Below are 11,795 nucleotides of genomic sequence, written 5' to 3' on the forward strand. Positions count from 1 at the left end.
GACCCGCGCTTGCAAAAGGCCCAAGCGATCGATCGGAGACGGTATGAAACGAAGATCGGGCGCGGATATCATCCGCGCCCGATCTTCGTCGTGGTTGTCGAAAGCCGGTCGGCTACTTCGCCGAGACCGATTCCAGGGTTCGCCGGCTCTTCGCTCCGGCCACCGAATCATCGCCTTCGGGCCGCTTGGCGTCCGGGCGCTTCGGCGGCGGGCCGAGAAAGGCCGGGACCACGAAGAACGCCGCCACCAGGGTGAAGAACAGCGACAGCGCGAGCAGCTTGCCCATGCTGGCCGTGCCGGGGTGGCTCGACAGCACGAGGGAGCCGAAGGCGGTGCCGGTGGTGAGCGCGGAGAAGAAGATCGCCCGCGTCAGGCTCGAGGCCAGCATGTCGACCACGCCGGCCCGCCACGCGATGACGTAGTAGATGTGGAAGGCGACACCCACAGCCAGCATCAGCGGCATCGCGATGATGTTGGCGAAGTTGAGCGGCATGCCCACCACATGCAGCGCCATCAGGGTCCAAAGGGTGGCGAGCACCAGGGGGCCCAGTGTCATCGCCACGTCCCAGGGCTTACGCAGGGCCACGGACAGGATGATGAAGATCAGCACCAGGGCGGTGAGGGCCGCCTGAAGGAACGCACCGAGGATGGTGTAGCTCGACGAGGTCGTGGCCACCGGCGCGCCCGTCGCGTGGGGCGCCACGGTCTGAACCTCCTTGGCGAACCGGCGCAGGACGGTGTTGTCGTTGGCGTTGCCGCTCGGATGCACCTCGATCCGCGAACGGCCATCGGCGGCGATCCACTCCGCCCGCAACTTCGGCGGCAGGTTCGCGAGGGTGATCTTCTCCGGGTTCAGGAGGCCGCGGAGCCGGACCAGCAGGGTCTTGAGGTCGGTGGTGAGCGCGATATTCGCCGCCTCGCGCATCGCCACGGGTGCGGCGGCGAGCGTGTCGAGGGTGCCGGCCAGCGCGCCGGCCGCCTTCAGGCCCTGGCTATCCTCGGGGCTGGGGGAGGGACCGGCCGTGATCCCGCGCAGGGCGGTCGCCGTATCCTTGATCGCCTTGACGGTGTCGGCATCGGTGGGCGGCGGCGGCTTGCGGGACGGATTGAGGATCGGGCCGAGGAGCTGTGCCGTATCGGCGATGGTGGCGAGCTTCGCGTCCTGGTCCGGCGGCACGAAGGTATCGATGTCGATCACCTTGGCGACGGCGGACAGCGTGCGCAGCTTGGCGGCGAGCGCCGGAGCGGCCTCGGGGGAGGGCGCGATCACGTCGATGAGGTTCGGGCTCGTCTCCGGATCCTTGATCAGGTCGAGATAGGTCGAGATCGACTCCACCTTCGGGCTGCGCAGGTGCATCGGGTTCGAATCGAACGGAAGCTTGAACAGCAGCGGAATGCCCGCCACCGTGACCAGCCCGACGACGATCAGCACCGCCTTGCGGTGCTCGATGATCCAATGATCGACACCGGCGAGCCACGCGGTCTCCACCGCCACCCGCTCGCCCTTCGGCTTGAACACCGCGATGAGCGCCGGGAGCAGGGTGAGCGAGAACAGGTAGGCGACGATCATGCCGACACCGGCGATCAGGCCGAGTTCGGACACGCCACGGAACGCGGTGGGCAGGAAGGCGAAGAAGCCGGCGAGGAGCGACACGGCCGCGAGGGTCAACGACCAGCCGACACCGCGCGCGGCGGCACGAATCGCCGAGGGCAGATCGGGCTGCTCGAACCGGTCGGCCCGGTAGCGCACCGCGAACTGGATGCCGAAATCGATCCCGAGTCCGACGAACAGGGCGGCGAACGCCACCGAGATCGGGTTCAACTCGCCGACCATCAGCAGGCCGAGGGCCGCCGTGACGATGAGGCCGGAGAAGGTGGTGATGAGCACCGCGGCGACTAGCGAGCCCGAGCGGAGCGCCAGCCACAGGAACAGCACGATGGCGCCCACCGTGACGCTGTTGTTGAGGAGCGCGTCCTCCGACAGCGTCGCGAATTCGTCGTCGGCCACGGCCACCGGTCCGGTGAGACGCATCCGGGGCGCATCCACGACGTCGAGGCCGCCCGCGCTGTTGATCTTGAGCTCGGTGGCCACCCGGCGCACCAGGGCCGAGGCCGTGGCGCCCGGCTGGAGTGCGTTGTAGTCCAGAACCGGCTGGATCATCACGAACTTGCGTAGGTCCGTGCTCTGCGTCTTGCCGTTCGACAACAGCATCTGCCAGGACAGGCGCGCCGGCTGGCCGGCCTCCACCGCCTTCAAGGTGCCGTCGATCTGGCTCATCGGCTGGTCGAGATCGGCGAGCTTGGCGTCGCCGCTCTTGATGCCCTTCGCGCCGAGGCTCAGCACCCGCATGATGCCGCGCAGGGTCGGGTCGGCGGCCAGCGGACCGAGAAGGCCCTGCTGCTGCACCAGCTGGTCGGTGGTCTTGGTCAACTCCTCCTGCGACATCAGCAGGAAGCCGTTCTTCTCGTAGAACGGGCCGCCATCCGGGCGGTAGACCGATTCGATCTCGGCCTTGTGATCCACCAGCGCCTTGGCGAGGTTGGCCGCGGCCTCCTCGGCCTGCTCCGGTGTCTTGCCGTCGATGACCGCGACGAGGGTCCCGGTCCGTTGCGGGAACGCCTTCTCGTAGTTGATCTCGTCCTGGCGCCAGGGCACGTCCTTGTCGATCAGCCGTTCGACATCCGTGTTGATGCGGAACAGGTGGGCGGCCAAGCCGCCGCTCGCCGCCGTGATGAATGCCACGATGGCTATGACCAACCAGCGGCGCTGGACGGAAAACGCGACGAGCCGTTCGATCACGGGTACCCTGCCTGCTTGAGCGATGCGATCAGCCTGAATCCGGCGGTATCCGGGTCCGGCGGCCGAATGGCCGGCGCACGCGGATCGATCTGTCTCCAACAGTCGGTTATCACCTGTCGGCGCGATCCACGAATCTGAGCGGCCCTTCGAGCGGAATTCGGCGGCCCTGTTACGGGCGCGACGAGCCTATAGTGTCAAGGCTCAGTAAGGGTCCGGGGCCCGGAATGCAACGCGACGGGGTTTTTCCATCGCCACGGGGACTCGCGGTGCGCTTTCGCACCGCAGCATGATCGTGATTCGCCGCAAGCCGCGTCGGTATGGCGGGCGCAGGACTGGCATTCGCTGACCGACTAGGACATAGCGCCTTCATCCGGGATAAGTCGCCCCACGCGACCGGCCATCGACTGCGGTGTGGCGAAACGGTCTGTGGCCGGATTATCCCAGGCGCCCGGAAACGAACGCGGACCCCGGTGGTTTGGCCTCGTTTGAGATTGGTTTCAACCTAGGTCGCTGGAATTCCGCTTTTTTTCACGCTAAGCAGCCCGATACATCGGGGCTAGCAACAAGGAGCCACGTCTTGGGTATTCCCCTCCGGTACGTCGCGAAGATTGGCGGCTACATCCTGAAACAGCACCTCACCGGTCGCAAGCGCTACCCGCTCGTGATGATGATGGAGCCGCTGTTCCGCTGCAATCTCGCCTGCGCCGGATGCGGAAAGATCGACTACCCGGACGAGATTCTCAACAAGCGCCTGCCCGTGGCCGACGCCCTGGAATCCGTTCGTGAGTGCGGTGCACCCATGGTGGTGATCGCCGGTGGCGAGCCGCTGCTCCACAAGGATCTTCCGCAGATCGTCGAAGGCATCATCGCGCAGAAGAAATTCGCGATCGTGTGCACCAACGCGCTGCTGCTCGAGAAGAAGATCAAAGAGTACAAGCCGAGCCCGTACTTCACCTGGTCGATCCATCTCGATGGCGACAAGGAGATGCACGACCAGTCGGTGTGCCAGCGCGGCGTCTACGACAAAGCGGTGTCGGCCATCGCCAAGGCCAAGGAGATGGGCTTCCGGGTCACCATCAACTGCACGTTCTTCAACAACTCGTCGGCCGACAAGATCGCCGACTTCTTCGACAGCGTGACCAAGCTGGGCATCGACGGCATCACCGTCTCGCCGGGCTACGCCTACGAGCGCGCCCCCGACCAGCAGCACTTCCTGAACCGCAAGGCGACGAAGGACCTGTTCCGCGGCGTGTTCCGGCACGGCAAGGAGAAGGGCCGCCAGAAGTGGATGTTCCAGCAGTCGGGTCTGTTCCTCGACTTCCTGGCCGGCAACCAGACCTACCATTGCACGCCTTGGGGCAACCCGACCCGTACGGTGTTCGGCTGGCAGAAGCCCTGCTACCTCCTCGGCGAAGGCTACACCGCCACCTTCAAGGAGCTGATGGACGAGACCGACTGGGATTCCTACGGCACCGGCAACTACGAGAAGTGCGCCGACTGCATGGTCCATTCGGGCTACGAGGCCTCCTCGGTGGTCGATTCGGTCCGCAAGCCCTGGAAGCCCCTCGTTCAGGCCATCCGCGGCATCAAGACCGAGGGTGCGATGGCGCCCGAGATCAACCTCGAGAACCAGCGCCCGGCCGAGTTCGTGTTCTCGCGCAACGTCGCTCAGAAGCTGTCCGAGATCAAAGCCTCGGGTGTCGACACCAAGCGCGAAGCCCGCAACCGCACCGCCGCCTAGGGCCAACACGGCGCCGGCCTGCCGGCGCCACCAAAGCCTCTCGAGAAGCCCCGCGACACACCCGTGTCGCGGGGCTTCTCGCGTTTGTAAGAGAGCGGATCGGCTACGGGATCCCGAGGCCGGCGCCGAGCAGGCCGCGACTGCGCTTCAACGTGGCGAACGCCCGTCCCGAATCACGCGCGAGATGGACGAGTGGACCGATCTGACGCGGATCGCGCAGGACGGCCGAGAGAACCGCGAGAATGTCCGGCTCGCCGTTCGGCTTGAGCGCCTGCGCCGCAAACGCCGGAATCGCGCGCGCCGCCGGATCGCAGACCACCCGGATCGCCGCAAAGGGCAGGCCATGCGCCTGCGCAAAAGCGGCGGCGACGTGGGATTCCATGTCGACCACCGACGCCTCGGTCCGTCCGCGCAAAGCCAGCTTGTCGGCGACGGTGAGTACCGCGGTCTCGACCCCGGCGATGGCGGCGATGCGCACCTGCGCGCCCATGACGGCGAGCCGGGCCAGGACGGCCTCGGCGATGGCTAAATCAGCCTTAAAGTTGCAGTCTTGCGTCACGATGCGCGACGCGATCACAACGTCGCCCGGCACGAGATCGGGATCGAGTCCGCCCGCGATTCCGATACTCACCACCGCGCGGCAGCCCGGCGTTTTACGGTCGTCGAGGAGCGCGCGCAGGCGCTGCGGATTGCCCCCGGCGCCGATGGCGATGACGCCCGGCCCGGCAGCCAGGCGGGCCTCCTTAGCGAGGCCTGTGACGGCGAGGATCGGGAGCATCGGATATCCAAACAACGAACCTTCCCCTTCGCAGGGAAGGGACGAGCCGCCTCACATCCCGTAGGCCACGGCCCGCGTGTTGCTGTGCTTCAGGTTGCGGAACCGCGCCATGGCCCAGAGCGGGAAGAACTTCGGGTAGCCGTGGTAGCGCAGGTAGAACACCCGCGGAAAGCCGGTGGCGGTATAGCGCTCCTCCGACCAGAAGCCGTCGGCGCCCTGGGTGCGGGTGAGGTAGTTGATCCCCCGCGTCACGGTCGGATCGTCCGCCTCGCCGGCCGCCATCAACGCGAGCAGGGCCCAGGCCGTCTGCGATGCGGTGGAGTAGCCGGGCTCGAAGGCCGGATCGATCTTGTAGGAGGAGGCGTCCTCACCCCAGCCGCCATCCGGGTTCTGGATGCGGATAAGCCACGCCACCGCCTTGCGAATTTCCGGCGAGGCCGGATCGACACCGGCGGCATTCAGGGCGCACAGCACGGACCAGGTGCCGTAGATGAAGTTCATGCCCCAGCGACCATACCACGAGCCGTCCTCCTCCTGATCCGCGAGCAGGTAGACGACGCCGCGGTCGAGGGCCTTGGAGCTGTCGCGGGTCTCGCCGAGCTGGGCCAGCATCGAGACGACCCGGGCGGTGACGTCCGCGGTGGGCGGGTCGAGCAGCGCCCCATGGTCCGAAAACGGGATGTGGTTGAGGTAGTGGTGGTTGTTGTCGGCATCGAAGGCGGCCCAGCCGCCGTCGCTCGATTGCAGGCCCTCCACCCATTCGCGGGCGCGGGCGATGGCGTTGGCATAGTCCGGGACGTCGGCGACGAGCCCGTGCTGGCGGGTGGCCCGGTCCATCGCCATGACCACCACGGCAGTGTCGTCGAGATCGGGGAAGTGCGGGTTGGCGTACTGAAAAGCCCAGCCGCCGGGGCGCACGTCGGGGCGGCCGGCCGCCCAGTCGCCCTTGATGTCGAGCACCTGCAGGGGCTTCAGCCAATCGAGCCCGCGCCGGGCCTGATGCTCGGCCTCGGGGCCGCCGGCCTCCAGCAGGGCATGGCCGGCAAGCGCCGTGTCCCACACCGGCGACAGGCAGGGCTGGACGTAGGCCTCGTGCTCCTTGACGACCACCAGCTTCTCGATAGCCTCGCAGGCGATCCTCACCTGCGGGTGGTCCGAGGGATAGCCGAGCACGTCGTACATCAGCACGGTGTTGACCATGGCCGGGAAGATCGCGCCGAGGCCGTCCTCGCCGTTGAGGCGCTCGCTGACCCAGGCCTCGGCCTTGTCGATGGCGCGCTGGCGCCGCTTCTTCGGGAAATGTTGCTGCGTCACCTGCAGCATCCGGTCGAGGGCCCCGAAGATCGGCGTCCACGGCCAGGTCGCGTGCGGGCTGCCCGGCCAATGCCGCACATGCTCCGGCGGCGTCACGAACAGTTCCGGCACACCGAGGCCGCGCGGGTTCTTGGCGAGCGGCTTCTTGGCCTGCAGCACCAGCAGGGGCACGATCACGCAGCGCGCCCAGTAGGACACCTTGTCGAGGTGGAACGGGAACCACCGCGGCAGATGCATGATCTCCACAGGCATCACCGGCACGGCGCGCCACGGCACCTGGCCGAACAGCGCCAACAGGAAGCGGGTGAAGACGTTGGAATTGGCAGCGCCACCGCGCGACAGGATCGCCTCGCGGGCACGGCGCATGTGCGGCGCCTCCACGGCATCGCCGGCGAACTTGAGCGCATAGTACGCCTTCACGCTGGCGCTCATGTCGAACGGCCCGTCATGGACCAGGGACCAGCCGCCATGCTTGCCCTGCGTGCGACGCAGGTAATTGCCGATCTTGGGCTCCAGCCCCTCAGGAATCTCGGTGGCGCGGAACTGGTGGAACATGATGTATTCGGACGGGATCGTCGCATCGGCCTCAAGTTCGAAGCAGAGGTGACCATCGGCGTGGGAGAGCGCCGTGAGGGCCTGCGTCGCGCGCGTGATTCCGCGCTCGACGTCCTCGATCGAGATCTCCTGCGTCTTGGGGCGCTGCAGCGCCTCGACCTTCTTGAATGCCTCTCGCATCGTCCTCGCCTTACCGGCCGCCCCGAGCGCGGCCCTTACCTCAGGCAGCGCCGCGTACGCGTGCCTGTGCGCACCCGCCCGTTCGACGCGCGAGTGCCTGCGCGGCGGTCGTTCCCGACCGGATCGCGCCCTCGATCGTCGATGGCAGACCGGTCGCGGTCCAATCGCCTGCCATGACGAGGTTGTGGTGAGCCGTCTCGGCGCCCGAACGGCGCGCGGCTTCGGCTGGCGTTGCCGCAAAGGTCGCCCGCTTCTCCTTGACGATCTGCCAGCTTGGCAGTTCTGGCGCAAGTCCGCACAAAGTCGAGACTTCGGCCCAAATCCGGGCGCCCAAGTCTTCGCGTGGCACGTCCAACAGTCGGTCTGCTCCACTGATGGTCACGGATAGACGATCCGGATAGGCAAACAGCCACTCCGTCAGTCCATTCACTACGCCGAGAAGTAACGGCGCATTGGCCGGTGGAACCACAGCAAAGTGCGCATTGACGATCGAGCGATAGGCCTGCGGTGCGGCAAGCCCCGGAATCAGATCCGCTGCCACCCAGGGCGGCAGCGCCAGGACGACGGAATCCTCGGCGCCGAGCACGATCGATTCGTCGCCGAAACCGAGAGCGTCGACGCGGCTTTCGCCAAAAGTCAGACTGCGCAGGCGATGGCCGAAACGCAGTTTTGCGCCGCGCCGTGTCAGATAAGTCACGGCCGGATCGACGAAAGCTGCCGAAAGGCCGCCCACCGCCACGAGCGGGCGGCTGGCGCTGCCGCCGGCCCCCAATGTCTCACGAAGAATCGTCGCGGCGAGGCCGACGTCGCTCTCCTTCGGCTCGGTATTGAGCGCGGCGATCAGCACCGGATGCCACAGGCGCTCATAGAGGAGGCCCTCGCAGGCCATCGCGTCGCCGATGGTGCCACCTTGGCCCGGCGCCTTGCCGGCGGCGGCCTTGAGGATCCCCAGCGGCGCCAGGTAGTCGCGTGCCTTGGTGCCTGGTACCCGGCGCGAGGGTTGCAGCACCCACCACGGCACCCGGCCGGCATTGGGCCGCAGGGTCCAGCGCTCGCCAGTCTTCAGGTCGGCGAAGGGGAACTCGGCCTCAGCCGGCCCGCTCAGGGCGTCGGCCGGCGCCCCGATGGTTTTCATGAAGCCGAGCGCAGAAGTGTTGCCCGACAGGAGCAGGTGGTTCCCGTTGTCGATGGTAAGGCCGAGCGTCGGGTCGAAATAGGAGCGGCAGCGCCCGCCCGCCTGCTTGGCGGCCTCGTGTACCACCACGTGCGCGCCGGTCTCCATCAGCGACACGGCAGCCGAGAGCCCGGCGAGCCCCGCGCCGACTACGTGGACTGTTCCCGCCATCAGATGATCCCGTGGCGCAAGGCGACGGCGATAAGGTCAGCCTTGGCCGGCTTCACCCGGGCGCGGGGCTTGTCCCAGCCGCGCGCCAGGACCGCGTCGAGGTAGAGCCGGTAGGCGGCCGCCATCAGGCGCGGTGCCTTGGTGACCTTGCGCGGGCACCGGGCGATGATCGCCCAGGTCTTGGCGTAATGGTCCTGGGCCTCCCGCGCCACGTCGCGACAGACTTCACCGATGCGCGGATGGTCGATGGCCGCCTGCGGTGTCGGATCCGTCAGGCCGATCGCGAACAGCTTTTCGCGCGGCAGGTAGAGGCGTCCGCGCTCGGCATCCTCGTCGATGTCGCGCAGGATGTTGGTGAGCTGCAGCGCCCGACCCTCGTGATGAGCCAGCGCGATGCCCTCCGCTTCGGCAACGCCAAAGATCCGCACCGAGAGCCGCCCAACGGCACTCGCCACCCGGTCGCAATAGAGGTCGAGAGTCGCCTCGTCCGGGGCGACGATGTCCTCGAACGCATCCATCGCCATGCCGTCGATGACCGCCTGAAAATCGTCGCGCAGCAAACCGTAGCGCCGGATCGGGACTACGAGGTCCTGTACGCGCGCCGGAGGCCGTCCGGCATAGAGCGCATCGATGTCGGCCCGCCAGCGGTCGAGTTCGGCCGCGCGGATATCGGCCGGACCGCCATCGTCGGCGACGTCGTCCACCGAACGGCAGAAGGCGTAGACCGCATACATCGCCTCGCGGCGGTCCTTCGGCAGGAGCCGCATCGCCGTGTAGAACGACGACGACTTGGCGGGCAGGGCGTCGGCGGCCACGGACACCGTTCCCTGCGCCGGCGAAGCGGTGGCGCTCATGGCAGAACTCCTGGGCGCGCTCCGGCGCGCAGGGCGTGGTTTCGCAAGGTGCGGCCTCGGAGCGGGCGCCGCGCCAAAGTCGCAGCGATTCCACCGAGTGCCGTAAGCGCGAAGGCGGCCTTGCCGTGATGGACCTTTTCGGAGAGCGGATCGCGCTCCATCAGGCCCTTGCACAGGACGACGGCGAGGCGATGGATCGCCGCGATCTCGAGGCTGAGACGGAGATCGGCGATGAGGTCGGGCAGAACCGCGCCCTCGTCGAGGAGCACCAAGGTGCGCGCGGCGAGTTCGCGGATGACGGCGCGCAGGGCCGGCGTTGCCATGTCGGCCCCGAGATCCGCGATCTTGGCGCCGTGCTTGTTCAGGGTCTCCTGCGGAACGTAGACTCGGTCGATCCCGCGAAAATCCTTCCCGCAATCCTGCAGGTGATTGATGATCTGAAGCGCCGCACAGATCGCGTCGGATGGTCCCCAGACCACGTGCGGATCCTCGCCATGGATGTCGAGGACGTAGCGGCCCACCGGCATCGCCGAGAGCCGGCAATAGGCGATCAACTCGTCCCAGGTGGCGTAGCGGTTCTTGCGCGCATCGAGACGGAACGCGTCGAGGAGTTCGAGGGCGTGGGTGGCGGGCAGCCCGCGTGCGAGAAGCTCCGCCTTCAGTGGCGTCGCCTCGGGGTCGGCCGGTCCTTTACCCGTGAGCGCATCGCCGAGCGCATCGAGCAGTTCGATCTTGCGCCCAGGGCTCAGAGTGGTGTGGTCGGCAACGTCGTCGCCGGCACGCACGAAATGGTAGAAGGCCAGGATCGCCCCGCGATTGCGCGGGTGGATCAGGTGCGAGGCGACGGGAAAATTCTCGTCGCGGTGGCCCTTGCCGGAGCGGGCCTGCGTGGCGGTCTGCATGGTGTCGCTCACCGCAGATGCCCCGCCTGGCGGAACCATGCGATCGCGTCGGACAATCCTTCGCGATAGGGCCGGGCAGTGTAGCCGAGTTCGGCTCGCGCCTTCGCGTCGGTGAAGAACATGCGGTAGCGGGACATACGGATACCGTCGATGGTGGCGAAGGGCGCCTTGCCGGTGAAGCGCGCCACCTGCTCCGAAATGAAGGCGATCGGGTAGACCACGGCACGCGGCAGGTTCACGGTCGGCGCCTTGCGGCCGACCATTCCGGCGATGTCGGCGAGCATCTGGGACAGCAGCACGTTCTCGCCGCCCAGGATGTAGCGCTCTCCGACGCGGCCCTTTTGGAGCGCGAGCAGGTGGCCATAGGCGACGTCGTCCACATGGGCGAGGTTGAGGCCGGTATCGACGAAGGCCGGCATCCGGCCGAGTGCGGCTTCCAGGATGATGCGGCCGGTGGGTGTCGGCTTGACGTCGCGTGGGCCGATGGGCGTCGACGGGTTGACGATCACCACGGGCAAGCCGTTTCGGGCGGCCATCTCTTCGACCACACGCTCGGACACCACCTTGCTGCGCTTGTACGCACCGATGGCAGTGCCGGGGGTGAGGGGCCGGGTCTCGTCGGCGGAAGTGCCATCATCGTGCGGCTTGATGGTGGCGACGCTGGACGTATAGACGATCCGTTCGATCCCGGCGCGCAGGGCCTCCTCCATCAGGATGACGGCGCCATCGCGGTTGGTCGTGACGATCTCTTCCGGATCGGGCGCCCACAGCCGGTAATCGGCCGCCGCATGGACGAGGTAGCGCTGGCCCTTGAGGGCTTCCGCCACCGCCGCACGGTCGCGCATGTCGCCCTCGACGATCTCGACGTCGGTCCAGGTCAGGTTGGTGCGTGGCGAGGAAGCGCGCACCATGATCCGTACGGCAAAGCCGGCCTTGCGGAACACGTCGACGAGGGCGGCGCCCAGGAAACCGCTCGCACCGGTGATCAAAACCGGGCCGGCATCGAAGGGGCCGGAGGGGTTCGCCTGTGGCATTTCTCTCGCGGGTTCACGGGCAGGGGGGTTCGCGGCCGATCCGGATGGATCGGCGCCGCGAGTCCGGCGCTTTTGTCATCGAAACGAGTGGCGGACAAGCGCAGGTGCGCCACACCTCCGGCCCGTCCCACACGGGTCCGTACTCCGTACGGGTATGTCCAAGGAAGTCCGCTCAGGCGAGGCGCAGGCGGCTCGATCCGGTCTTCCGCTCGGGGAGTGTAGCCTTGACGGTGGCGACGATGCTGGCGGCGTCGAGGCCGGCTTCGGCGTACATCACGTCCGGGGCGTTGTG

The 11,795-nt window shown here is 67.4% G+C and carries 8 protein-coding genes; 1 reads left to right on the plus strand and 7 read right to left on the minus strand.

Going from position 1 to position 11,795, the window contains the following annotated elements:
• Positions 1-112: 112 nt before the first annotated feature.
• A complete protein-coding gene (locus G3T14_RS08770) occupies positions 113-2,800 on the minus strand; it encodes an MMPL family transporter (RefSeq protein ID WP_163641892.1) in 2,688 nt (895 codons plus the stop codon).
• Between the two features lie 577 nt (positions 2,801-3,377).
• Between G3T14_RS08770 and hpnH the strand changes: the two genes are divergently transcribed.
• The gene (gene hpnH, locus G3T14_RS08775) at positions 3,378-4,541 is read left to right on the plus strand and encodes an adenosyl-hopene transferase HpnH (RefSeq protein WP_163641893.1); all 1,164 of its coding nucleotides are present in this window, start codon (positions 3,378-3,380) and stop codon (positions 4,539-4,541) included.
• A 103-nt stretch (positions 4,542-4,644) separates the two neighbouring features.
• Here the strand turns inward: hpnH and G3T14_RS08780 are convergent, their stop codons facing one another.
• The 6 genes from G3T14_RS08780 to hpnA are packed head-to-tail and all read right to left on the minus strand — an operon-like array spanning position 4,645 to position 11,503.
• Entirely contained in the window at positions 4,645-5,319 is a 675-nt protein-coding gene (locus G3T14_RS08780) for a phosphorylase (RefSeq protein ID WP_163641894.1), read from the minus strand.
• A 51-nt stretch (positions 5,320-5,370) separates the two neighbouring features.
• Positions 5,371-7,368 carry a squalene--hopene cyclase gene (gene shc, locus G3T14_RS08785; RefSeq protein ID WP_163641895.1) on the minus strand — a complete coding sequence of 666 codons (1,998 nt, stop codon included), beginning with the start codon at positions 7,366-7,368 and terminating at the stop codon, positions 5,371-5,373.
• Between the two features lie 40 nt (positions 7,369-7,408).
• Positions 7,409-8,713 carry a hydroxysqualene dehydroxylase HpnE gene (gene hpnE, locus G3T14_RS08790; protein WP_163641896.1) on the minus strand — a complete coding sequence of 435 codons (1,305 nt, stop codon included), beginning with the start codon at positions 8,711-8,713 and terminating at the stop codon, positions 7,409-7,411.
• Positions 8,713-9,567 carry a presqualene diphosphate synthase HpnD gene (gene hpnD / locus G3T14_RS08795; protein WP_163641897.1) on the minus strand — a complete coding sequence of 285 codons (855 nt, stop codon included), beginning with the start codon at positions 9,565-9,567 and terminating at the stop codon, positions 8,713-8,715. The genes hpnE and hpnD overlap by 1 nt, the downstream gene beginning before the upstream one ends.
• A complete protein-coding gene (gene hpnC / locus G3T14_RS08800; RefSeq protein WP_348645239.1) occupies positions 9,564-10,481 on the minus strand; it encodes a squalene synthase HpnC in 918 nt (305 codons plus the stop codon). Before hpnC ends, hpnD begins: the two co-directional genes overlap by 4 nt.
• Positions 10,478-11,503, minus strand: a complete 1,026-nt coding sequence (gene hpnA / locus G3T14_RS08805) for a hopanoid-associated sugar epimerase (protein WP_163641898.1) — start codon at positions 11,501-11,503, stop codon at positions 10,478-10,480. Before hpnA ends, hpnC begins: the two co-directional genes overlap by 4 nt.
• Positions 11,504-11,795: the final 292 nt, after the last annotated feature.

The organism is Methylobacterium sp. BTF04, assembly GCF_010692745.1.
Classification (GTDB): Bacteria; Pseudomonadota; Alphaproteobacteria; order Rhizobiales; family Beijerinckiaceae; genus Methylobacterium.

What these genes read in the sequence shown, in the direction of transcription:
- shc (WP_163641895.1), bottom strand. Translation starts at nt 7,368, where the DNA reads ATGCGAGAGGCATTCAAGAAGGTCGAGGCGCTGCAGCGCCCCAAGACG.
- hpnE (WP_163641896.1), bottom strand. Translation starts at nt 8,713, where the DNA reads ATGGCGGGAACAGTCCACGTAGTCGGCGCGGGGCTCGCCGGGCTCTCG.
- hpnD (WP_163641897.1), bottom strand. Translation starts at nt 9,567, where the DNA reads ATGAGCGCCACCGCTTCGCCGGCGCAGGGAACGGTGTCCGTGGCCGCC.
- hpnA (WP_163641898.1), bottom strand. Translation starts at nt 11,503, where the DNA reads ATGCCACAGGCGAACCCCTCCGGCCCCTTCGATGCCGGCCCGGTTTTG.
- G3T14_RS08780 (WP_163641894.1), bottom strand. Translation starts at nt 5,319, where the DNA reads ATGCTCCCGATCCTCGCCGTCACAGGCCTCGCTAAGGAGGCCCGCCTG.